This is a genomic window from Clostridia bacterium, assembly GCA_035561135.1.
Classification (GTDB): Bacteria; Acidobacteriota; Terriglobia; order Terriglobales; family Acidobacteriaceae; genus DATMYA01.
In genome coordinates this window covers 184,869-207,370 of sequence record DATMYA010000085.1, presented here as the reverse complement: position 1 = coordinate 207,370, position 22,502 = coordinate 184,869, and the positions used below count along the sequence as shown (strand labels likewise).

General features: G+C 58.1%; 18 protein-coding genes. 8 read left to right on the top strand and 10 right to left on the bottom strand.

Annotation, left to right across the window (positions count from 1 at the left end; genetic code table 11):
- Positions 1-163: 163 nt before the first annotated feature.
- A complete protein-coding gene (locus VN622_17545; GenBank protein HWR37670.1) occupies positions 164-1,372 on the bottom strand; it encodes an efflux RND transporter periplasmic adaptor subunit in 1,209 nt (402 codons plus the stop codon).
- Positions 1,373-1,663: 291 nt separating this feature from the next.
- On the opposite strand from VN622_17545, the gene VN622_17540 reads away from it, so the two are divergent.
- Positions 1,664-3,022, top strand: coding sequence for a hemolysin family protein (locus VN622_17540; GenBank protein HWR37669.1), 1,359 nt, complete (start codon positions 1,664-1,666; stop codon positions 3,020-3,022).
- A 16-nt stretch (positions 3,023-3,038) separates the two neighbouring features.
- A complete protein-coding gene (gene nikB / locus VN622_17535) occupies positions 3,039-3,956 on the top strand; it encodes a nickel ABC transporter permease (GenBank protein ID HWR37668.1) in 918 nt (305 codons plus the stop codon).
- A 25-nt stretch (positions 3,957-3,981) separates the two neighbouring features.
- On the opposite strand, the gene VN622_17530 is transcribed toward nikB, so the two are convergent.
- A complete protein-coding gene (locus VN622_17530) occupies positions 3,982-4,788 on the bottom strand; it encodes a DUF4412 domain-containing protein (GenBank protein ID HWR37667.1) in 807 nt (268 codons plus the stop codon).
- 155 nt (positions 4,789-4,943) lie between these two features.
- On the opposite strand from VN622_17530, the gene VN622_17525 reads away from it, so the two are divergent.
- The gene (locus tag VN622_17525) at positions 4,944-5,810 is read left to right on the top strand and encodes an ABC transporter permease (protein HWR37666.1); all 867 of its coding nucleotides are present in this window, start codon (positions 4,944-4,946) and stop codon (positions 5,808-5,810) included.
- A 728-nt stretch (positions 5,811-6,538) separates the two neighbouring features.
- Here VN622_17525 and rmuC read toward each other — a convergent pair.
- Positions 6,539-7,927: a DNA recombination protein RmuC gene (rmuC, locus tag VN622_17520; GenBank protein HWR37665.1), complete on the bottom strand. Its 1,389-nt coding sequence runs from the start codon at positions 7,925-7,927 to the stop codon at positions 6,539-6,541.
- A gap of 134 nt (positions 7,928-8,061) precedes the next feature.
- On the opposite strand from rmuC, the gene VN622_17515 reads away from it, so the two are divergent.
- The 3 genes from VN622_17515 to VN622_17505 all read left to right on the top strand — a co-directional run bounded on the left by VN622_17515 (position 8,062) and on the right by VN622_17505 (position 10,161).
- Positions 8,062-8,835, top strand: coding sequence for a CAP domain-containing protein (locus VN622_17515; GenBank protein ID HWR37664.1), 774 nt, complete (start codon positions 8,062-8,064; stop codon positions 8,833-8,835).
- A gap of 48 nt (positions 8,836-8,883) precedes the next feature.
- Positions 8,884-9,849, top strand: a complete 966-nt coding sequence (locus VN622_17510) for a DUF72 domain-containing protein (GenBank protein ID HWR37663.1) — start codon at positions 8,884-8,886, stop codon at positions 9,847-9,849.
- A 189-nt stretch (positions 9,850-10,038) separates the two neighbouring features.
- A complete protein-coding gene (locus VN622_17505; GenBank protein ID HWR37662.1) occupies positions 10,039-10,161 on the top strand; it encodes a hypothetical protein in 123 nt (40 codons plus the stop codon).
- Between the two features lie 303 nt (positions 10,162-10,464).
- On the opposite strand, the gene ispG is transcribed toward VN622_17505, so the two are convergent.
- The 5 genes from ispG to VN622_17480 all read right to left on the bottom strand — a co-directional run bounded on the left by ispG (position 10,465) and on the right by VN622_17480 (position 16,068).
- Positions 10,465-11,715, bottom strand: coding sequence for a flavodoxin-dependent (E)-4-hydroxy-3-methylbut-2-enyl-diphosphate synthase (gene ispG, locus VN622_17500; GenBank protein ID HWR37661.1), 1,251 nt, complete (start codon positions 11,713-11,715; stop codon positions 10,465-10,467).
- Positions 11,716-11,813: 98 nt separating this feature from the next.
- Positions 11,814-13,154, bottom strand: a complete 1,341-nt coding sequence (locus VN622_17495; GenBank protein HWR37660.1) for a site-2 protease family protein — start codon at positions 13,152-13,154, stop codon at positions 11,814-11,816.
- Between the two features lie 7 nt (positions 13,155-13,161).
- Positions 13,162-14,355, bottom strand: a complete 1,194-nt coding sequence (gene dxr / locus VN622_17490) for a 1-deoxy-D-xylulose-5-phosphate reductoisomerase (GenBank protein HWR37659.1) — start codon at positions 14,353-14,355, stop codon at positions 13,162-13,164.
- A gap of 28 nt (positions 14,356-14,383) precedes the next feature.
- The gene (locus VN622_17485; protein HWR37658.1) at positions 14,384-15,277 is read right to left on the bottom strand and encodes a phosphatidate cytidylyltransferase; all 894 of its coding nucleotides are present in this window, start codon (positions 15,275-15,277) and stop codon (positions 14,384-14,386) included.
- Positions 15,274-16,068 carry an isoprenyl transferase gene (locus VN622_17480; GenBank protein HWR37657.1) on the bottom strand — a complete coding sequence of 265 codons (795 nt, stop codon included), beginning with the start codon at positions 16,066-16,068 and terminating at the stop codon, positions 15,274-15,276. Before VN622_17480 ends, VN622_17485 begins: the two co-directional genes overlap by 4 nt.
- A gap of 913 nt (positions 16,069-16,981) precedes the next feature.
- Between VN622_17480 and VN622_17475 the strand changes: the two genes are divergently transcribed.
- Positions 16,982-19,375 carry a TonB-dependent receptor gene (locus tag VN622_17475; protein HWR37656.1) on the top strand — a complete coding sequence of 798 codons (2,394 nt, stop codon included), beginning with the start codon at positions 16,982-16,984 and terminating at the stop codon, positions 19,373-19,375.
- Positions 19,376-19,458: 83 nt separating this feature from the next.
- Here VN622_17475 and VN622_17470 read toward each other — a convergent pair whose 3' ends face one another.
- Complete coding sequence (locus VN622_17470) at positions 19,459-19,992, bottom strand: helix-turn-helix transcriptional regulator (GenBank protein HWR37655.1); 534 nt, start codon at positions 19,990-19,992, stop codon at positions 19,459-19,461.
- Positions 19,993-20,191: 199 nt separating this feature from the next.
- Here VN622_17470 and VN622_17465 point away from each other — a divergent pair, with 199 nt between their 5' ends.
- Positions 20,192-20,764 (top strand): HDIG domain-containing protein, encoded by a 573-nt coding sequence (locus tag VN622_17465; GenBank protein HWR37654.1) that lies wholly within the window; start codon positions 20,192-20,194, stop codon positions 20,762-20,764.
- A 65-nt stretch (positions 20,765-20,829) separates the two neighbouring features.
- On the opposite strand, the gene hutH is transcribed toward VN622_17465, so the two are convergent.
- On the bottom strand, positions 20,830-22,386 hold the full coding sequence (hutH, locus tag VN622_17460) for a histidine ammonia-lyase (GenBank protein HWR37653.1): 1,557 nt from the start codon (positions 22,384-22,386) through the stop codon (positions 20,830-20,832).
- Between the last annotated feature and the right edge of the window lie 116 nt (positions 22,387-22,502).

Below are 22,502 nucleotides of genomic sequence, written 5' to 3'. Positions count from 1 at the left end.
GCCCGCCAAAATGCACAGAAGGCCATAGACCTTCAGCGCATTTTGGGAGAATAGGCGATCAACGCACTTCGATGTTGCCGGAACTGGTACGAAGTGGATGACTGTGCCATATGTAAATGAGCCCCGCGATAGCGCGAGGCGCATTTACCAGATTTCATGCAGTTTATTGCAGGATGACCTGATCGCCTTCCTTGAGCCCCGCGAGCAACTCGGTCTTGGCGCCGTTGGAGATTCCGATCTGCACCGCTAGCTTTCGCTTGCCTTCTTTGCCCTTTGCATCCGGTACTTCCACAGAAGCGTGCTTATCGCGGTCGTACATGATGGAGCCTTCCGGTACCATCAGCACATTCTTGTGCTCTTCCAGGATGATCTCGGCATTTGCAGTCATGGCCGCCTTCAACTCGCCCCCGGGATTGGTGATCGAAACACGCACTTCGAACGTAGTGACGTTGTCCTTTTCCACACCCATCGGGGAAATCTTCGTGACCTTGCCGGTAAAGCTCTTGTCTTTGAAAGACTCGACCTTGATTCGCGCGGGCTGGCCGAGATAGACCTTGCCGATGTCGCTCTCGTCAACTTTGCCCTTCACGTAAACCTCGTTGACGTCGCCGAGCGTCATGACCAGCGTTGCCGCGGAGCCCATCACCAGGATCGAGCTGACTGCGTCACCCATCTCTACGTTGCGCGACAGGATAATGCCGTCGATCGGCGCGATGATGGTGGAATTGCGGTACTCCTCTTCAAGCTGCTCCAGTGTGGCGCGCGCCTGCTGCACCTGCGCAGACGCCTGGGCGACCTTCGCCTTGCTCACCGTCAGTTGCGCACGGGAGACGTTCTGCTTGTTGCTGGCCATCTCGAAATTCTTCTGGGCGTCGTCGAGTTGCGCCTGCGAGAGCACGCCTTCGTCAGCCATCTTGCGGGCGCGCTCATATGCCCGCTTCAGCAAGGGAACGTCTGGTCCTTCGGCGTCCACCTTGGAACGTTCGAATTCGGCCTGGGCTGCGTGCAGGTTTGACTGCGAAGCTTCCAGTTGCGCCTTCTGCGAGCGAACGCGAGCCTGGATTTCTTCTTTGTCGAGTTCCGCGAGGACCTGTCCAGTCTTGACCTGGTCGCCTGCGTCGACCAACAGCTTTTTGACAATGCCGCTAGCCTTGGACTTGATTTCGACCTTGGTAATTGGCTCGACCTTTCCGGTTGCAACGACGCTCTTGGCGAGGTCGCCGCGTTCCACTTTCGCCAGTTTGCTGGGATCGAGTTTAGTGCCACCGCTCTTCGCAGCGACCACGCCAACGACCACGATAAGAATGAGGACGACCACGACCCCGACCATCCAACGCTTCTTGCGCTTGTTCTTGCCGTTACCGTTCGCCACGTTCTGCTCCTCAAAATCTTTGCTCAGAGGTTCACTCCGCGCGGGTACTCGTCCGCTTGGTTGAAATACGCGCGGGGTTCAGGATTGGTTCCGTGCAGTAACAATATATTTGCGCAGCGTTCCATCCGTTTCTGCGCAGGGCCGATTTGGGGAAATTAGACGGTGCCGGTGCGAAAAGGAGAGCAATCGCGTTAAGCCGCACGCTTCGCTAAGGATGGTGCAACTCGTCGGCACCCGCCGCATACTGCGGAAGAGGGCGGAACTCGCTGGCGATGCTAAAATCCTCGGGTTATGGTCACGTTCGCGCTGCTCCGGGTTATCGCCGTCTTTCTGCTCGTTGCAGCCAATGCTTTCTTTGTCGCCGCTGAATTCGCGCTTGTCAGCGTTCGAGACACGCGCATTCAGCAACTCATAGATGCCCGCCGCATTGGTGCGCGGACGGTGCAAAAGCTGCATCGGCACCTGGATGAGGTATTGAACGGCGTACAGTTCGGCATCACCATCGCCAGCCTTGCGCTTGGCTGGGTCGGCGAATCGGCGATGGCTCATTTGCTGGAGCCGCTCCTGGCTCGGCTGCCTTACGCCGCTGTGTACTCGCACGCGATCGGGATAACGATTGCTTTCGCACTTATCACCTATTTGCACGTAATCCTCGGCGAGGTTGTCCCCAAGTCGATTGCGCTTCAGAAAGCGGAGCGCGTAGCGCTTGCCGTGGCAGCGCCAATGGATGTCTTCATGACCATCTCCCGTCCGGCCCTGGTTGTGATGAATGCTTCCTCAAGAGTCGTGCTCAAATTGTTTGGCACTCACGAGATACGCGAAGGCGGCGTGCACTCGCCGGAAGAACTGAAGATGGTTGTAACTGCCAGCCGTCGCTTCGGACTCATTCCCCTTTTACAGGAGGAGATGATCCATCGGGCGCTCGACTTGGAGAATGTAACGGTTCGCGAAGTCATGGTTCCGCGACCTGACATTTTTTCATTACCGGGAGACATGACGCTCGACGAGGCCCTGCGCCTCGTTGTCGAGGAGCAGCACTCACGCATTCCCGTGTACGACCCAGAGCGCGGCCCCGAGTACATTATCGGTGTCCTTTATTCCAAGGACTTGATGCGCTGGATGCAGTTCCGCATGGCGCGTGAAGCCAGCGATGAACTGGTGCGCAAGCCCACGACGTTGCGCGTTCGCCACATCATGCGTGACGCGCTGGTTGTGCCCGAGACCAAAGATTTGCCGGACTTGCTGCTGGAATTCAAGAAGCGCAAGCGTCACCTCGCCGTTGTTGTGGACGAATTCGGAACCACCGCCGGCGTAGTTACCGTCGAGGACGTTCTCGAACAGCTTGTCGGCGAAATCGAAGATGAGTTCGATGTAGCGCCAGCGGCGCTCGTGCCCGGTGCTACGTCCATGGTGCTGGATGGCGCAACCAACATCCGCGACCTTGAGACGCAGTATCACCTCAAGCTGCCGCGAGATCAGGGATTCGAGACTCTCGCCGGCTTCGTGCTCACCCAGTTGCAGAGGATCCCGAAAACCGGCGATTCCTTCGAGTACGAAGGCCGCCGCTACACCGTGCTGGAGATGGATGGCAATCGCGTGGAGAGCGTGAATATCGAGTTGCTCAAGCCCGTTGCGAACCAACAAGCCTGATCAACTGAAACGTCGAATGTTGCGTTACATCTCAACTCGATTGCTATACATGTTGCCCGTCATCTGGCTGGTGGTCAGCGTCGTTTTTCTGCTCATACACTTCGTACCGGGCGACCCTATCCAGCAGATGTTGGGAGAGGGCGCGGCCAGCGCTGATATCGAAGCCACACGCCACGCCTACGGACTCGACGTTCCAATAGGGCAGCAGTACGTGAATTACTGGAGGGGCGTGCTGCACGGCGATCTTGGGAAGTCGCTCAGGCTGAACCAGGACGTGAGTAGCATCATCAGCAAGGCGTATCCATCCACCATCGCACTGACTTTCGCGGCGCTGCTGGTCGCCATTTTGCTGTCGGTTCCGGCGGGGGTCCGTTCGGCGCTCCATCGCAACCGATGGGATGACCGCGCCTTGAGCTTCGTGAGCCTGCTGGGATTGTCGTTTCCGAACTTCGCCCTCGGGCCGATCCTCATCCTGTTCTTCGCAATCAAGCTAGGATGGCTACCCGTTTCCGGCGCAGGCACCTGGGCGCATCTTGTGCTGCCCGCCTTCACGCTTGGCGGAGCGTTGGCTGCCATTCTTACCCGAATGGTCCGCACATCCATGTTGGAAGAGCTAGGGCAGGACTACATCAGAACGGCGCGCGCCAAGGGACTTCCAGAGCGCACCGTCGTCTATCGACACGCGCTGCGCAACGCGATGATTCCGATCGTGACCGTGCTGGGCTTGCAGTTCGGTGCGCTCCTGGCTGGCGCAATTGTCACCGAGACCATCTTCTCGTGGCCCGGGATCGGCCGTCTTACCATCCAGGCCATTACCAATCGCGACTACTACCTCGTGCAGGGTTGCATCCTCTGTATCGGTCTTACGTATGTCTTCGTCAACTTTATTACCGATACGCTGTACTCCGCCCTGAACCCCCGCATCCGTCAGTAGAACTCGTCCTGCAAAAGTACATCTTTTAGTGCGTGTGCGACTCATGCTCGTCGTCTGCGTCGTCCGGCACCGGCAACGGTACCTGGCGGTAATCAGCCGGAGTAACAAAAGCTGAGGCGGGAACGGCCGTCACTTGCGCCTCAAGTATCTCCATCGAGGTAGTGCTCGTGCTCTTGTGGCCGTGATCGTCGCTCGTCGTAGTGACCGTCACGCGCTTAACGGGGAAGCCGCTGGCTTTCGACATCTCAGACTTAAGCAGGGCATCGGCGTTCGCATCTCCGGTGGAGACGGCTTCCTTGCGCAGCCACACGCCGAGAGCTGGATCGACGAGGGCCTTGGTTGTCCACAGGTCGTCGGTGACAGCGGTCTCAATTCCTGTCTTCTGGCCCAAGACTTCCAGCGTAGTCGTGTACTGGGTCTGGTAGCGATAGTGGCGTGTTGCCAGGCCGGCGACCGGTTTGCCCGGCAGGTCGAGAACTTTTGTCATCTTCGGCGCGCCCACGCTGGCCTTGACGTTCAGACGCTGCATGGTCGCCGTCATTTCCTTCGTTATCTCCGTGAAGTCAATTGGCGAAAGCGTCTTCTGCGCAGGATCAACGAGGTACATAGTCTTTCCTCCGTCACGCGACAGCAGGTAACGGCCGGGAGTGAAAATCGGATCGTCCTCATTCTCGAGAAACTCGATTCGAGCATTCTGACCGCTCACAGACGCTTTTACCCGCGTCTTCGATGTCTTGCCATTCTGCTCAGTCTGACTGGTAGACGTGAACGTGACTCCGGCGAAAGCCGTTGTGGAAATAGCCAAAACGAGCAGCAGGACGAACCTTTTCATGCGAACACCTTCATGCGAGCGCATTCATGAAACACCTTGGCGCTGAGCAGGATGGTACATCAGCACGAGAGGTGCGGAGAAGGGCAGCGCTGAAGGCATATTCCGTTTATCATGCGGTTCAGGCCCGAGTGGCTTCTGCTGCTCGCCCACATCTCATGACGACCGCTCCCAGTGTCCTCAGCAACGCATCTTTGCTCGGCAGGCGAAACCCGCTCGCTGCAGTCGGCGTCGTGCTGGTTCTGGTCTTCGTTGCTTGCGCGTTGTTCGCACCATGGCTGGCGCCGCAGGATCCTGCGAACATCGATTTGCCGGCACGGCTGACCGGACCTTCCGCCGCACACTGGTTCGGCACGGACGAACTTGGGCGCGACATCTTTTCCCGCATCATCTTTGGCGCTCGAATTTCAATGCTGGTGGGCGTAAGCGTCGTTGCAGGCTCGCTGCTGCTGGGAACTGTCGTCGGCTCTCTCGCGGGCTACTACGGCGGGCGGCTGGATCGTTTCGTCAACGTAATCGTCATGAACGCCTTCCTCTCATTCCCCGGAATTCTGCTGGCGATTGCGTTTGTGGCATTCCTTGGGCCCGGCCTGATCAATCTGATTTTGGCGCTCATTATAGGCGGATGGGTTGGCTACGCTCGCCTGGTGCGTGCGCAAGTGCTGGCCGCGCGCGAGCGCGAGTACGTGGAAGCCGCACGTGCGCTAGGCGCCGGAGACCTGCGTGTTATCGTGCGCCACATCCTGCCCAATATCATGCAGCCGGTCATCGTGCAGGCGGCGATTGGAATGGCCGGCGCTGTGCTCGCAGAAGCGACCATGAGTTTCCTCGGGCTCGGCGTGCCGCCCCCGACCGCAAGTTGGGGTTCCATGCTGAACGACGGTCGTTCGCACCTCTTCGACGCACCGCATCTCGTGCTCTTCCCGGCACTGGCCGTCATGCTGGCCGTGCTCTCATTCAACTTCATCGGTGACGCCTTGCGCGATTACCTGGACCCGCGCTCGCGAATCGAAGTTGGGCTGTAAACTTCGCTTCTCGAAAACGCCGGCCTTCAGGAATCTGCAATGAAGATGGGAATTTCGTGTGTGAGCAGGGCTTCCATCCTGCAGTGAAGCGGGGGATTCAGGCCTACGGGAGCCGACGTGTCCAGATGCTGCAGGCCTTTAGGGGATGCGGTTGAGTTGCCATTTTGTAGCGCCTTTATCCGCCGAGAACTCGATTGTTTGAAGGGACGCGCCTTCAGGCGTGCCGCAACTCGCAGCAATGAAAGGCGGCTTTACAGGCTGCTGAGAACTCGATTGTTTGAAGGGGCGCGCCTTCAGGCGTGCCGTAACTCGCACTGATGAAAGGCGGCTTTAGCCGCTGAGGTACGTAAGCTTCTAGACGGAACGGCTTACCTCAGCGGCTAAAGCCGCTTGTCCTGCGGATGTTGATGGCGCGGCTGAAGCCGCGCCCCTTCAAAGCTGGAACTGAGCCTGCGCATCCTGAGGTGCGCCGCTTTTTGGCGCGGCCGAAGGATCTGCTTTTCTTTCCGTCCAGCAGCACAAAGCAGATCCTTCGCTTCGCTCAGGATGACACTTCCCCGCAGATCCTTTGCTTTCGCTCAGGATGACACCTCACTCCGCAGATCCTTCGCTCAGGACGACACTTCCCTCGGCAGATCCTTTGCTTTCGCGCAGGATGACATTTCACTCCAAGAGTGTTTTCCATGTGCACGGGGTTCGGTAATCTCGGTTTCTGGATTGCGAATGTCCTAGGCTTTTGCTTTGTTGGCCAATTCGGGCGCATCGCCATTTGAAACTTGCAGAGTTCGGGCGCTCTTATCCAGCGGCGAAAGCTCGGGGATCTCTTCCTTAATCGATGTTCCAAGTTCCGCGAACTTGCGTGCCGTCACCAGTACACGCGATTCCATCGAACCCACTGCCTTGTTGTACGAGTCCACCGCGCGATCGAGTCCTTTTCCAACGTTTTGCATGTGCTCAGCCATCGAGCGCAGACGTTCGTACAGGTCGCGGCCAAGGTCGCTGATATGCTGCGCACTTTCCGCTAGTGTTTCCTGTCGCCACCCATATGCAACGGCTCGCAGCAGCGCAATCAGAGTAGTCGGGGAAGCGGGGATAACGCCCTGGTTGACGCCCTCTTCGATCAAGCCCGGATCGTTCTCGAGTGCGGCGCTGAAAAATATCTCTCCCGGAAGGAACATCACGACGAATTCGGGCGTTGGCTCGAACTGTTCCTGGTAGCGTTTCGCGCTCAACTTCGTCATGTGGCCGCGGATCTGGCCGGCGTGTTCCAGCAGGTGCTTGCGGCGCAAATCGTCGTCCTGCACCTCGTAGGCATCCAGGTAGGCTTGCAGCGGGGCCTTGGCGTCCACCACGATGTTCTTACCTCCTGGCAGCCGGACAATCAGATCAGGACGGAGACGGCCATCGGCGGTCACAACGGACGCTTGCTCGACGAAGTCGCAGTAGGGAAGCATGCCCGCGATCTCGACGACCCTGCGCAGTTGAATCTCTCCCCAGCGTCCGCGCACGTGCGGCGCACGAAGGGCTTTCACCAGGTTGCCGGTCTCGGACTGAAGCTTTTCTTGCGTTCCGATCAGCGACCGAACCTGCTCGCTCAGAGTGCCGTAGGCGTTCACGCGCTCTTTCTCGATCGTCTGGATTTGCGTGTCCACCTTGGCAAGAGAGTCGGCAATCGGTTTTACAAGGTTCTCAACAGCCTGCCGCTTCAGCTCCAGTTCGCCTTTGGCATCAGCCTGGAACTGCGCCAGAGATTCCTTGGCGAGTTCGAGAAATTGCGTGTTATTGCTTTTGAGCGCATTATTCGCCAAGATGCCAAAGGCGTTGCGCAGTTCTTCCGAAGCCTTGGTGACCAGGTCCAGTTTCTCGGCCGCGGACCGGCGCTCCTGCTCAAGGCGTTCTTCCAGGCGAGCGACCTCGGCCTGCAAGCCGGCTTTCTCGCCCGTACGGAGATCGACGTCGCGCCTGGCAGAAACTGCATCCTGACGAGCCGCCGCGAGCTCCTGTTCCAGGGCGCTGCCGCGAGCCGCAAGCATCCCAGCGCGCGAGCGCGAGAAGAGCCATGTAAATAGGCTTCCTAAGCCGAGTGAAAATAAAGCGATAATGGCAGTGTTCATCATGGTTGGGTGCGTGGCTGGAAAGCCGGATTGTATCGTACTCTGCTGCTGTGAACGGCTGTGAACTTCCCGGCATCAGACAGGCAGGAGAAAGCTTGAGATTAATCGTAAGACCAGGCAGGGTTTGTGCTGCAATTTTGCTTCTATCGTTGTTTCTTTGTTGCACCGCGCTGGCGCAGCAGTATGACCGCTCGTCCGAGCAGGAACTTGTGCGCCTGGTGAACGAGGAACGTGCAAAGGCCGGGCTCGGCACGCTGGAAACGGACGACCGGCTGACGCAAGTGGCGCGGCAACACTCCGAGCTCATGGCAGAGAAGAACGCGCTCTCACACCAGTTTGGGGGCGAGCCTAATGTGCTGCGACGGATTGCCAGCACGACCCTGCGGTTCAATTCCAGTGGCGAGAATGTCGCTTTCGACGCTACCGCTCGCCGGGCGCACGTGGGACTTATGAACTCGCCCCCGCATCGCGCAAATATCATGCGATCCGGCTTCAATGTGATTGGGGTCGGTGTGGTGCGCAAAGGCGACCTGATTTACGTGACGCAGAATTTTGCACATCGCCTGCCGGAAATCTCCATCGTCGAAGCGGAACAGATAATCGCGAAGGCCTTCGCCAGTTTGCGCAAGAGCGCTGGGGCAAACACGTTGCCGCAACGCCGGAATCCGGAGTTGCGCAAGATAGCCTGCGATATGGCCAACGATGACCGGCTGAATGCGAGTGCGCTGCGCGGCATTGACGGAGTGCGCAACATGGTCGTGTACACCGCAACCGAGCTGGACAAATTGCCTTCGAGCGCACAGAAGCTTCGTGAAGAACAAGCCAGCGGGTACTCCGTCGGAGCCTGCTTCGCGAAGAGCGCCAGCTATCCCAATGCAGTGTACTGGGTGGCATTGGTTACATACTTTTAACGCAGCGGGCTTTCCAGGGTGCGCAGCCCATTGTGCTACTCTCCGATTATGACGGAGCCGCAACAACAGAACGCGCCAAAGGTCCTCGTTGGGACCGCCGGTTGGTCCTACAAGGACTGGGAGGGAATCGTTTATCCCGCGTCGCTAAAGAAGGCTCAGCACCCCGTGGAGTACCTCGCGCAATACTTCGACGTCATCGAGATCAACACCTCGTTCTACGGTCACATCAAGCCCGAACTCGGATTGCTCTGGTGCCGCAAGGCGAAAGCCGTAAATCCGGGGTTCATGTTTACGGCCAAGTTGAACAAGGCGTTTACGCACTCGCCGATCGCCGTCGTGCAAGCGACCTCGGCGGCCACGATCCGTCCGACCGATGATGACGAGAAGCTGGCGAAAGAAGGTCTGGACGCGCTGTGTAGCGAGGGAATGCTCGGCGGGCTTCTCGCGCAGTTTCCCATTTCATTCAAGAACACCAACGAAAATCGCGACTATCTTGAGAACGTATTATGGCGATTCCGGCAGTATCCCACTGTCGTCGAGGTCCGCCACTCGAGTTGGAACAATGAAGGCACTCTGCGGTACTTCGGACAGAAGGGCGTCGCCTTCTGCAACATAGACCAACCAGTCCTCGGCAAGTCGATTGCCCCAACAGAACACGTTACGGCCCCACTGGCCTATGTGCGACTGCACGGCCGCAATTACGAAGAGTGGTTCAGTGACAGAGGTGACACCGCGTCTCAAGGCCGCAGCACGCAGCGCAGAGATGAACGCTACAACTACCTTTATTCGGAACATGAACTGCGCAGTTGGAAGCGCCACATCGACAACATCGCTAAAAGAGCGCAGATCACGTTTGTCGTGACCAACAATCACTTCGAAGGCAAGGCTGCCGTCAACGCGCTCCAGTTGAAACACATGATTACCGAGCGCGCCGTGAAGGTTCCCGAAACGCTGATGAAGCACTATTGGGAGCTGGAGCAAATTTCGGACGAGGCTAGTGCGCGTTTGCTCTAGCGGTTTCGTCTTCACGTGTCGCGCACCTCTTCCGTAACTCCTCATTAGAACGCCTGCTCTTCTGGTGGAACTTCGCCATGCAGTCGTGCGTATCTATGAACAGGCGCGCAATGTGATCGAGCGCAATCTACTAACGATTCGCGATGACGCCCGTCAAAGACTATGAGTGCGGGTGCGAAGGAGATTGATATGGATTCAAAGTGGAATTGGATGATCGATAATGTTGCAGTTCGTGTCGCAATGAACACGATTGCCTGGTGTACATGGCTCGCTTTGACTGTTGGCGTTCTGGAGTTTGCCAGCAAAGTGTAGTGCGCGCTTTGATGCGTGAGCATCAGCGGTGAATGCGACGTCTGCGATTCCTAACGAAAGGTTCGGAATGCAGGATGTTGCGGCAGAAGTGACGTTGGCGCAAACGGCGCTTGCATTTCTGCCAGGTTAAAGATGATGGCCGATTGACTTCCATACGGAAGCAGCCAAGCCGTTCGCCGCCATGAGACCCGGCGAGCGCCAACCAGCGCCGCCGGGCAAGATCTTCGTGAAGGATGTACAAATAAAAAAGACGCGCTTTGCGGCGCGTCTTTTCTATTCTGAATACTCACGTAAGCCGGACGATTAAGCCTTTGCGATCTCCACCGGATCAGCGGCCTTTGGTGCGTAGCGCGTCTCCACGTACTCGTTCAGAATGTTCAGGAATTCCTCGACAATGTGATCGCCCTTCAGCGTCAACATCAGGCGTCCATCCACGAACACGGGGGCCTTGGGTTCCTCGAACGTGCCCGGTAGTGAGATGCCGATATTCGCGTGCTTCGATTCTCCGGGGCCGTTAACGATGCAGCCCATCACTGCGAGCTTCATCTCCTCGATTCCTTCATAGCGAGTTTTCCACTCCGGCATCTTCTCGCGCAAATAGCCCTGAATCTGTTCGGCCATTTCCTGGAAGAAAGTTGAAGTGGTGCGTCCGCATCCGGGACACGCCGTCACCTGCGGGAAGAAGCTGCGTATGCCGAGCGATTGCAGAATCTGCTGGCCCACGAACACCTCTTCCGTGCGGTCGCCGTTCGGCGCCGGAGTGAGGGAAACGCGAATGGTGTCGCCGATACCTTCCTGCAACAGAATGGCCAGCCCGGCTGTGCTGCTCACAATGCCCTTTGCTCCCATGCCGGCTTCCGTAAGCCCCAGGTGCAGCGGATACTGGCAGCGTGCGGCGAGTGTGCGGTAAACATCGACAAGGTCCTGCACGCCGCTGACCTTGGCGCTCAGAATGATCTGGTCCGGACGCAGACCGTACTTCTGGGCGAGTTCGGCTGAACTTAGCGCGCTGATGACCATGGCTTCCATCATCACGTCGCGCGCTTCGCCCGGCATGGCAAGCTTGGAGTTCGCGTCCATCATGCGCGCGAGCAACTGCTGGTCGAGCGATCCCCAGTTCACGCCGATGCGCACGGGTCGCTGGTTCTCGACCGCGACTTCGATCATCGTGCGGAAGTTGTCGTCGTCCTTGCGGCCGATGGAGACGTTGCCGGGATTGATGCGGTACTTGGCGAGTGCGCGCGCGCACGCCGGATACTTCTTCAGCAGCAGGTGTCCGTTGTAGTGGAAGTCGCCGATGATCGGAACGCGAATTCCCTGGTCCGCAAGCGCCGCAACCACCGCGGGAACGGCTTGCGCAGCGGCATCGTTGTTGACGGTGACGCGCACCAGTTCGGAGCCGGCGCGGGCAAGCGCCGCTACCTGCTTCACGGTGGAAGCTACATCGGCCGTGTCCGTGTTCGTCATGGATTGGATAACGAGCGGAGCATCGCCGCCGACGCGAACACCGCCGACATTCGAAATATGTGTTTTCCTGCGCTGAATGGTAGCCATGAGGTCTGACTAAGTTTAGCAAAATAAAGGGGCGCTCGACGCGCCCCCTGTCTCTCTCAACCAGTCTGTTTCGAACGGTCTATTTCGACCAGTGTTGCTTATTGAATATGTTGCGTCAGTCCCGGCAGCGCCTTCATAACGTCGTTAAAGATCACGAGTCCGGCGAACAGGATCAGGCACACGAATGCAGCCTGGTAGATACGTTCCTTGATGCGCTGGCTGATGTCCCGCCGCATGAGCGATTCGATCAGCAGCAGCAGAATCAGCCCGCCATCCAGAATTGGAATCGGGAAGAGATTGAAGATGCCAAGGTTCAGGCTGATCGCGGCCATCAGGCCGAGTAGCGGCGTCCAGCCTGCTTCTTGAGCCGCCTGTCCGGAAGCGCGAGCGATTCCGATTGGCCCTTCCATCTGCTTGATGGAAACCTTCCGCTGCATCATCTTCTGAACTAACTCGAGAATCAGCATCGAGTTCTTCTTGTTCTGATCGACCGACTTGGCCACGGCTTGCGTGAACGGCAGCTTGTCAACATGCTGCGGCTCGGAGCGGACGCCCACGCGGTATTGCTTGCGTCCGTCAATCTCCGTGAGCACGGGTATCATGTTGAACTTCATCTCGCGACCACCACGCAGGGCAGTGATCGTGACCGGCTGGTCCTTGGTCTCTTGTAACTGACGAGCCATGCCCGGCGTGGAACGAACCGCGATGCCGTTGATCGCGACGATCTCATCCCCAACCTGGATACCGGCTTTGGCGGCCGGCATATCGGGTTCGGTTTCCGTCACCGTGTTCGGTTGCTCGGGCAGCCATCCAGGGTTGCCGAACTGTTCCGGTCCGTTGGATTCGGGAGTGATAGTTTTTGACAAAATTTCATTGCCGCGTTGGACCGCCATTTCGACCGGCTGGTTCGGGCTGAGCATTACCCGTGGGATCACTTCCTCCCATGTGGGATTTTGCGTGCCGCCAATACGAACGATGCGATCACCCGCCTGGAAACCCGCCTTCTCTGCCGCAGAGTTCTCCAGAACCCATCCAATAATCGCCGGTTGGTCGAGGTAGATAGGGTGCTCGTAATGTGCCATGAAGACGCCGGTGAGCAGCGCCACCGCGAGCACGATATTCATGGCCGGACCGGCTACCGCGATAATCAGCCGTTGCCAGCGCGGGTGCGACATGAATTCGCCAGGATCGCCCGTGCGCGCTTCCATAGGGTTTTCCCCGGCCATCTTCACGTATCCGCCCAACGGAAGCAGCGAAATGCGGTAGTCCGTTTCGCCACGCCGAAACCCCAGAATCCGCTTGCCGAAGCCGACGGAAAAAACTTCCACGCGAACGCCAAACAACTTGGCCGCGGCAAAGTGGCCGAACTCATGCACCACAATCATTATGCCGAGCACGATGACCATGGAGACGACGCTGTACAGTAAAGCTGTAGCCATAGATCCTTTAGGCCCTTTCCCCTTGAGCCGAGACGAAAGGCCGGGTGCCGGCGATTAGCTGTCGCGCCAATTGCCGCGCCTCCACATCCATACTCAGAACTTCTTTTATAGATTCGGGATGGCGCGCGGGCGTTTCTTTTAATACCTGCTGAATTGTAGCTGGAATCGTCTGGAAAGGTATTTCTCCGTCCAGGAATGCAGCAACCGCCACTTCATCGGCTGCGTTCAGGGCCACCGTCTTGGCCCCACCCTGCTCGGCAGCCTCATAGGCCAGGCGCAGGCAAGGGAACTTCTCCAGATCCGGAGGGCAAAAGTCCAACTGGCGCAGCTCCTTAACCGGAAAACGAAGGTCGGATGCTATGCGGTCCGGGTAGGTCAACGCGTACAGGATGGGCAGGCGCATATCGGTCACGGATATCTGCGCCAACAGACTGCCATCCACGAACTCGACCATCGAGTGGATGGTGGACTGCGGATGCACGATGACCTGAACCTTGGCGGGCGGCAAGTCGAACAACCTGCACGCCTCGATCACCTCAAAACCTTTGTTCATCAGGGTCGCAGAGTCTATGGTAATCCGCCGACCCATCTTCCACGTAGGATGGTTCAACGCCTGCTCGACCGTGATGCTGTCGAAGGCGGCTTTCGGGGTATGCAGAAACGGGCCGCCCGAAGCAGTGAGCCAGACACGCTCCGCTTCCTGCAATCGCCCACCCCTCATGCACTGATGAATGGCATTGTGTTCGCTGTCGATGGGGAGCAGTGGTTTGCCCTGTCGCCGCGCTTCGGCCGTGATGAGTTCGCCGGCTGCAACCAGGCATTCCTTGTTCGCAAGGCCGATGGCCTTTCCGGCCTTCACCGCTTCGTAGGTGGCTTCCAGCCCGGCGACACCCACAATCGCACTGACCACGAAATCCACTTCAGGAGCCGTAGCAACGGCAACCGTACCGGCTGAGCCACTCAGCACGGTGATTTCCGGCAAGCCTGCTTCGCGAAGCTTGCGGCTGACCGTCTCCGCTCCGTCGTCGGTGCCCATCGACAGGATGCGGGGATGCCAGCGCCGCGCCTGCTCAAAGGCGAGGTCGACGTTGTTGCCGGCAGCCATGGTCGCCACGCTGAACCGGTCGGGATAAGACTCGATAATGTTAAGGGTGCTGCAACCGATGGAACCGGTGGACCCTAAGATAGCGATGCTTTTCATGGGGAGGAACCGCTTAGAATACCCGAACTCAGGGCATTTGAATGAATTTATCGATGGTTGCGCCGAAAAGAATGAGCGCCACCGGCACCGCAAACAGTAGAGCGTCAATCCGGTCGAGCATGCCGCCATGCCCCGGCAGGATACTTCCAGAATCCTTTACGCCAGCGCCTCGTTTGATAAGGGACTCGAAAAGGTCTCCAACTTGCGCCGCAGCATTGATGACCAGCGCGAGCACAGCCGGAACCCACATGGGGGTGTCGGCAAAGGCGTCCCGCGAAACCAGCAACCGCATGGCAACCAGTCCTCGATTGATCTCCGGCGCGAAGTAGGTCGCGATGCAACCCACGATCACCGCTCCGACGAGAGAGGCGATCGCGCCTTCCCAAGTCTTCTTCGGACTGATGCGCGGCGAAAACTTCAATCGCCCCATAGAGCGGCCTACGTAGTATGCAGCTGTATCCCCCACCCAGACCACCAGGAACGTGAATAGTACATAGAACCAGCCACCTGGCATCATTCGCAAAAAAACGAGGCAAGCCAGCGAGAATCCAACATAGGGCAGACCAAAGTACGAGACGGCCGCGCCGGGCAGTACGCTACGCAGATCATCCCGCACCATGCCCGCGCAGAGAAACACGAACGGCGTGAACAGAAAAAAGAAAATCGCCGCCACAAGTACTGCAATCGCCGAAGGTGCAGGTGCCGAGGACGCCCAGATCACCTGCGCAAAGATCGTGATCGTGAACAGGTACGTCAGGAACGTGAAAGGTTTAGCGCCGTACGCAGCGGCAATATCAAGGTATTCGCGGATGGCTAGCACGGCAACCAGACCGGCAAGCGCTGCCAGCATCCAGATAGGCGCGCGAAACACGCTGATGAGAACGAGCGGAATGAGGACAGCAGCGGTGACGATGCGCTTCATTCGGGGTGCGCACCGGACGCGCCAAGTCCGCCATAACGCCGTTCGCGCTTCTGGTATTCGAAAAGCGCGTTCAGCAGGTGGGTACCGCGAAAGTCTGGCCACAGCGTCTCTGTGACATAGATCTCAGCATAGGCAAGCTGCCATAGGAGAAAGTTGCTGAGACGCATTTCTCCGCTGGTTCGGATCACCAGGTCCGGGTCAGGAAGGCCATTCGTATACAGGTGCCGCGAGATAAGGTCCTCGTCCACTTTCATGTGTGAAAGACCGCCGTTATTCATCGCCGTGTGGACGATAGATTGGAATGCATCTACCAGTTCGGAACGCGAACCGTAGTTGAGCGCCAGGGTCAGCACCATGCCGGTATTTCCTGCCGTGGCCTGTCGAGCCCATTCCATTCGCTCCTGTACTTCGGGGGGCAACTCGTGTTCCCGTCCGATGTATTGCAGGCGGATGTTGTTCTTCAGCAGCGACGGGACTTCCTGCTTCAGATAGCGGCGCAACAGCGCCATCAGGAATCCCGTTTCCGTGCGGGGACGCTTCTTCCAGTTCTCGACTGAAAAAGCGTACAGAGTAAGCGAAGGGATTTTGATACTGGCCGCAGTCTCTACGGTAGAGCGCACGGCCTCAACGCCGGCGCGGTGACCGGCGATGCGAGGCAGATGGCGGCTGCGAGCCCAGCGGCCGTTGCCGTCCATGATGACTGCTATATGTTGCGGAAGCCGTGCTGGATCAAGCCGGGCGTATATCTCGGCTTCTTTGCGATTCAGTCCGGCGGGGACGGTTGTGCGCAAAATGTACCCCTATGAAAACATTGAAACTAGCATAGGGAACGGGCTTCTTGCAATGTAACCAGAAGAAGCTAGGCGGCAGCCCCGCCTATTTTCTGCAGCACAAAGGTTTCTTGCTCCTCGTCAAACTGCATGGTCAGGCTCTGGGAGCAGATTCGACACAGCCACACTGCCTTCTGGCGCTGGTGTCGCCGGGATGCCGGTTGCACGAACAGTTTGCCTTCTCCCAAGCGGCGAAATTCAGCCTTGCATTCCGGATTTGCGCACTCGCTAACCTTCGCCTGATGGGGTTTCATGGCTGCTTATACTGCCTTCTGAGCAAAAGGCTCGCCATCGCTGGCGAGCCTTTTGGCTCAAAGAACTTATGGGGAGGAATAGCGCTCTTCGCCCAATCGCATTAACTGGTTAAGACGCCAACACGCAAACTTTCGTTGCATGAGCCGTGGCAGACGGCGCACATCCATCACCAGTCGAACGAGCGACGTATAATTTCAAGAGCCTAATCCAGCTACTCAGGCATCCAAATCAACTATGTTGCGGCAGCCACGATCTCGTTTCCTCCAAGACCTGCACAAGTGGGTCGTGTGGACGTGCATCCTGGCTGTGGCGCTTGTGACAGGCGCACAGGCAACGCATATCCATCGCGATGGGCCGAGCGATGGAAAAGCGTCCGTAGTCGCGCATATGGTTTCTGGCGCGGACTCCGGCTGTGTTCTGTGCCTCGGTTTGCTTGCGACGGAAGCCTCGCTCAACGTTCAGTCGCCCCCGTTCCGGTTGGTGCTTGAACATCTACTGACCCCTGCTGTAAGCGCTTATTCCCACCAATCCCTGCTTCGTGTCGTTATTCGCCCCCCTCCCATCGTGTGATTTGGTCCCAGGTTTCAGGTACCGAGTTCATATTCGTCGGAGAGAGAACATGCGATATTGCAGGTGTAAGTTCCTATATGGCACAGCTTTGCTGGTGCTAATGTCCGTCCTGGTCTTTGCGCAGAACGTGGGCGTAGTGCAGGGCACGGTTGCGGACCCGACCGGTGCGGTCATACCGAATGCAAGGGTGACGCTGACCAGCGCACTTTCCGGGTATAAGCAGGTTGTTAGTACGGATAACAACGGCTTCTACAAATTTGCCAACATTCCCTATTCCCAATTTACCGTGCACGCGGAGGCCTCCGGCTTCCAGCATGGTGACCAGTCGGGCGAGTTGCGCAGCAACGTACCCCTGATCGTCAACCTGAAACTTCAACTTGCAACGTCGCAGCAGGAAGTGACGGTCACCGAGCAAGCACCATTACTCGAGACCACCTCCAGCGGCACTCATCACGACCTGGATTACGCCGAACTGGGAAAGTTGCCTCAGAGCACCCCGGGCCGTGGGATGTCCTCCGTTGTGCAGTCTGTTCCCGGAGTGGTGCAGGACGACAACGGTCGAATGCACGCGCGGGGCTCGGAATCGCAGGTGCAATACGTCGTAGACGGCGTGCCCATCACCGAGCAACTGTCCGCGGTTTTCTCGACCGGCCTCAGCGTCCAGAACATGCGCACGACGGAGGTTATGACCGGCAACATTCCCGCCGAGTACGGCGATAAGCTTGGGGCGGTCGTCAACGTCAACACGCGCTCCGGGCTCGAAATGCCGTGGACCGGCAGCGTGTCGCTGAGCAGCGGTTCTTCCAGCATGAGCGATGTCGGGGGAGAGTTCGGTGGGCACGTTGGCAAGCTAGGCGTGTTCGTCTCCGGTGGGACCAGCCGTAGCCGCCGCTACCTCGATCCTCCAGAGATAGGGAATTACAACAACGTCGGCGGCAACGCGCGGCTCTTTACGCGCTTCGATTGGGCACCTTCGGAAAAGGATTCACTGCGCCTGTCACTCTCAACCAACGGCTCGGACTTCCGCGTTCCGAACAGGTTTGAGCAGCAGATCATGGGGCAGCGCCTTCGCCAAGAGCTTCGCGACGATTCCGAGTCGCTTGGCTGGAACCACGTATTCGGCTCCGCCACCGTACTCGACGCCGTCGTGTACCGGCGTTCATCCTCGGCGCGCTTGCTGGATCCGCAAGCGACGGGCTTCCCGTTCTCCGCTGAGCAGAGTCGCCGCCAACGCAATGAAGGCGCGCGCGCGAACCTTAGCCATGAGTGGAAGAACAATTCCTTCAAGGTCGGTTTTGAAGCCAAGCGCCTCCCGATATCGGAGTTCTTCACCGTGGCTGCCACGGATCGCCTGATCCTTGCCGATCCAAGCAACCCCGCCAGTGCTTTTCCGCTTTCCCGCCCATTCGTGTTTACGGGTGCGAAAACAGGAAACCAGTCCGCGTTCTACTTGCAGGATCACCTCAGGGTATTCGATCGCCTGACGGTTGATCTGGGGCTGCGTTACGACCACTACGACATCATTACGCGTGAAGACGCCTGGAGTCCGCGGGTGGGCCTCGCATACTTCGTCAAGCAGACCGGCACCGTGGTGCGCGCTTCGTATAACCGCTTGTTCCAGACGCCGCCAACGGAAAACCTCTTGCTCTCGTCCTCGCAAGCCGGGCAGATGTTTTCACCTGTTGCAAGCGGAACCACTCATGCTGTGCCGCCCGAGTGGCAGAACTTTTATGAGTTCGGCGTACAACAGCAGTTCGGACGATTTCTTCGCTTCGACGTGTCCCGATACATGAAGAACATCAAGAACTTTTCCGATAAGGATCAGTTTCTCGAAACAGGCGTCATCTTCCCGATCGCGATCGCTCGCGGCGACGTGCGCGGCACCGAAGTGCGTCTTGACCTGGCCGAGGTTCACGGCTTCAGCGGCTTCATGAGCTATGCCAATTCCAAGTCGAATGGAACGACGCCGATCGTAGGTGGCCTGTTTCTGGGCGAAGCGAGTTCCGAGTTGCTTGTTCCGGGGATTCAGTTCCCCAACGATCATGACGAGCGCAACGAAGGGCAGTTTGGAGTCACCTATTCGCACAAATCGGGCGCATGGGGCAGCTTCACCGGACGCTACGACAGCGGAGTCCCCACCGATTTCAATCCGGCCACGTTCAACTCACTAGACCCGCGCCTGCAAGAGCAGTTGGATCCGGTACGGCTCCGGGTAAAGCCACGCTCCGTTTTTGAACTAGCGCTCGGCTACGACATGATGCGCGAACGGCGATTCCCGGTGAGCTTGCAGTTGACGGTCAACAACATGTTCGACCGCTTCTACCTGTTCAACTTCGAGAGCGTTTTCTCCGGCACGCACATCGGCCGTCCGCGCGAGGTCGCCGTGCGCATGATCTTCCACTGGTCAAAAACAGGGAAAAAAGGCGCCGGAGCTATTGATTAGCTTTTGACCACAAGCAGTCAGGCCGGAGCGTTTGCTCCGGCCTTCTTGTTGGTTGAGTTGACTGGCGACGCATTGATCGAGAACTATGCAGTTCGTCGTGGCATGATGCTCATGTCGCGCACGCGTGCCATGATGGTGGCGCAGTCCATCGGTGACAGCTTGGGAAGCAGGTCGATCAATTCCGCGATGAATTCGTCAGACTGCAACTCGCGGATGTCATCCTGTAAATTGTGCGCGTCGCCTTTCAGCAAGTCGGGGACGCTCACATGCAACGCGTTGGCCAGCCGTTCCAGCGAAGAAAGCGTTGGACAGGCCTTTTCGTTCTCGATCTTGGATACGTAGGTGCGCGGCACGCGCATGCGCAGCGCGAGCTGGCGCTGGCTCAATCCGGCGCGAAGGCGCAACGAACGAATCGCTAGCGCAACTGGCAGGTGTGTTGAATGAGACGACGTGGGTTGAGGCTCGATGACAGGTTGCATCGCCACCGGCTCAGGTTCTTCATCAAGGGACAACTTGCATTTGCGGCAAAGATTATTGTTCGTGCGGAATTGCACGAGATGGCATTGGTCGCAGCGCACCACTTCCCTGGAGTCGACGGGCGCGAGTGTTGTGGCCATGAAATGTGGGAGTTGCCAGAGCAGGCACTCTCAACCCTAAGGCACCAAACTGGTAACCCTTAGGCTTGGCTAATTTCCGATAAATGAGGTAGGCGTGTCAAGACATTTTTATAGTCATTCAGGTACGAATTACCCGTGAAGCTCGCAACAGAGCGCACGATATAGGAAGTTATAGGGCGAAAACATGGAGAAAACAGTAATGAATCGCGAAGATGCCTGGGGGTTACTAACTGAGTTCACCCAGTCCGAAAGCTTGCGCAAACACGCCCTAGCCGTCGAGGCCTGCATGAGGGCTTACGCCGGGAAGTTTGGGGAAGACGCGGGCACCTGGGGCGTTGTCGGTCTGCTGCATGACTTCGACTACGAGAAGTATCCGACGGCCGAGGAGCATCCATTTAAGGGCAATCAGATCCTTGCCGAGCGCGGCGTCAGCGACGAGATACGCCGCGCCGTCATGAGCCACGCCAACTATTCAGGCGTCAGCCGCGACTCCAGGATGGAGAAGACGCTCTTCGCCTGCGACGAACTCGCCGGCTTCATCACGGCCGTCACCCTGATAAAGCCGAACAAATCTCTAAGTGAGGTTGATGCAAAGAGCGTGCGCAAGCGGATGAAGGATAAAGCCTTCGCGCGCTCAGTTTCCCGTGATGACATCGTGAATGGTGCGGCAGACCTTGGTATCGATCTCGACGAGCACATCGCTTTCTGCGTGGAGGCGATGAAGGGCATTGCGGAGAAATTAGGACTGGCGGGCGTACAAGCTCAACCTTGACGATCCGCTCCCAAAGTGAAAGGCGCAGCGTGAAGCTGCGCCTTCAATACATCAACGACTGATTTCTACTGCAGCACTTTCGCAATTTCGCCGCTCGCAATCACGCCGGCAACCTTTGCGAAGTCTGGCGCGAGCGAGCGATCCTTCGCCATCATCGGTGAAACCGCGCGGATCGCCGCCAGGGCCGTTTGGCACGGCTTGCTCGGCTTCAGAGGCGCTAGGATGTCAACCGCCTGCGCTCCCGCCAATGCCTCGATGGCGAGCACGTTCGTCGTATTCGTGACCACGCGCTTCAGCTTGTTTGCCGAAGTCATGCCCATCGATACGTAATCTTCCTTGTTGCCCGAAGTCGTGAGCGAATCCACTGACGCCGGATGTGCCCATACCTTGTTTTCGCTGACCAGCGCAGCGGCCGTGACCTGCGGCATCATGAAGCCGGAGTTCAAGCCAGCGCCAGGCGCCAGAAACGCCGGAAGCCCTTCGCTCAGCGCCGGATTCACCAGACGTTCCAGCCGCCGCTCGCTGATTCCGGCCAGAGCCGACAACGCTATCGCCACAAAGTCGAGCGCGAATGCCAGCGGTTGGCCGTGGAAGTTGCCGCCCGAGAGGATGTCGCCAAGCGGCGCTTGTCCGGCCGGCGCCGGTTTTGCGCCAACCTTCCTGGGTTCAATGAAGACCAGCGGATTATCGACCGCCGAATTCATCTCAACCTCGAACACCGAACGCGCATATGCAAGCGTGTCTCGAACCGCGCCGTGCACCTGCGGCATGCAGCGCAGCGAGTACGCATCCTGCACCCGTCCGCAGTCGCGGTGCGAGGCACGCAGTTCGCTGTCTTCGAGCAGGAGGCGCAGATTTGCCGCCACCGTGAGTTGGCCGCTATGCGGACGCACGCGATGTATGCGTTCGTCGAAGGCGACGTTCGTTCCCTTTAGCGCGTCCAGTGAGATCGCACCGACCACGTCGGCGGTGTTGGCCAGCGTCTCGGCTTTCAGCAGTGCCAGGCATCCCACGGCCAGCATGGCCTGTGTGCCGTTGATTAGCGAAATGGCTTCTTTGGCAGCCAGTGTTACGGGCTTAATTTCCGCCATCTTCATGGCCTCGGCGCCAGTAACCTTGCGCCCCTCGAAGATGGCCTCGCCCTCGCCAATCAGTGCCGCAGCCAGGTGAGCTAACGGTGCAAGGTCGCCGGACGCACCGACGGAACCCTGCGATGGAATGACGGGATGCACGCCGCGGTTCAGCATCTCGCAAAGCGTGTCGATGATGACGGGGCGAACGCCGCTATAACCTTTCGCCAGCGAGTTGGCGCGCAGCAGCATCATCGCGCGCGACTCATGCTCGCTAAGCGGCTCGCCAACGCCGACCGCGTGCGAGCGCACCAGGTTGATCTGCAATTCGCGAACCTGCTCGCCCGAAATACGCACGTCGGACAATTGGCCGACGCCCGTCGTGATGGCATATGCCACCAGGTCTCTCTCGACGAGATCGTCGACCACGGCGCGAGCCTTTTCCACCGCCTGCCGCGCCTGCGGCTCCAGGATTACGGGACGTCGTTCGTAAATGACCTGCCCGAGTTCTTCAAGTGTGAGATCGTTTCCATTGATATGAAGGATATTCATGCGGAACCCTCTGCCTGCGACCGTCAACTCAGCATTGGCGCGCCCATTGCATCGCAGGCCGGAGCAGAATTGCAGTGGCAAACGCTCCATTGTAAAGGTTTGTCTAAGAAAACCGT

Excerpts from the sequence above, each read along its gene's own strand:
- VN622_17540 (HWR37669.1), top strand. The coding sequence starts at position 1,664 with ATGGTCACGTTCGCGCTGCTCCGGGTTATCGCCGTCTTTCTGCTCGTT.
- nikB (HWR37668.1), top strand. The coding sequence starts at position 3,039 with ATGTTGCGTTACATCTCAACTCGATTGCTATACATGTTGCCCGTCATC.
- VN622_17530 (HWR37667.1), bottom strand. The coding sequence starts at position 4,788 with ATGAAAAGGTTCGTCCTGCTGCTCGTTTTGGCTATTTCCACAACGGCT.
- VN622_17525 (HWR37666.1), top strand. The coding sequence starts at position 4,944 with ATGACGACCGCTCCCAGTGTCCTCAGCAACGCATCTTTGCTCGGCAGG.
- rmuC (HWR37665.1), bottom strand. The coding sequence starts at position 7,927 with ATGATGAACACTGCCATTATCGCTTTATTTTCACTCGGCTTAGGAAGC.
- VN622_17510 (HWR37663.1), top strand. The coding sequence starts at position 8,884 with ATGACGGAGCCGCAACAACAGAACGCGCCAAAGGTCCTCGTTGGGACC.
- VN622_17505 (HWR37662.1), top strand. The coding sequence starts at position 10,039 with ATGGATTCAAAGTGGAATTGGATGATCGATAATGTTGCAGTTCGTGTC.
- ispG (HWR37661.1), bottom strand. The coding sequence starts at position 11,715 with ATGGCTACCATTCAGCGCAGGAAAACACATATTTCGAATGTCGGCGGT.
- VN622_17495 (HWR37660.1), bottom strand. The coding sequence starts at position 13,154 with ATGGCTACAGCTTTACTGTACAGCGTCGTCTCCATGGTCATCGTGCTC.
- dxr (HWR37659.1), bottom strand. The coding sequence starts at position 14,355 with ATGAAAAGCATCGCTATCTTAGGGTCCACCGGTTCCATCGGTTGCAGC.
- VN622_17485 (HWR37658.1), bottom strand. The coding sequence starts at position 15,277 with ATGAAGCGCATCGTCACCGCTGCTGTCCTCATTCCGCTCGTTCTCATC.
- VN622_17475 (HWR37656.1), top strand. The coding sequence starts at position 16,982 with ATGCGATATTGCAGGTGTAAGTTCCTATATGGCACAGCTTTGCTGGTG.
- VN622_17470 (HWR37655.1), bottom strand. The coding sequence starts at position 19,992 with ATGGCCACAACACTCGCGCCCGTCGACTCCAGGGAAGTGGTGCGCTGC.
- VN622_17465 (HWR37654.1), top strand. The coding sequence starts at position 20,192 with ATGAATCGCGAAGATGCCTGGGGGTTACTAACTGAGTTCACCCAGTCC.
- hutH (HWR37653.1), bottom strand. The coding sequence starts at position 22,386 with ATGAATATCCTTCATATCAATGGAAACGATCTCACACTTGAAGAACTC.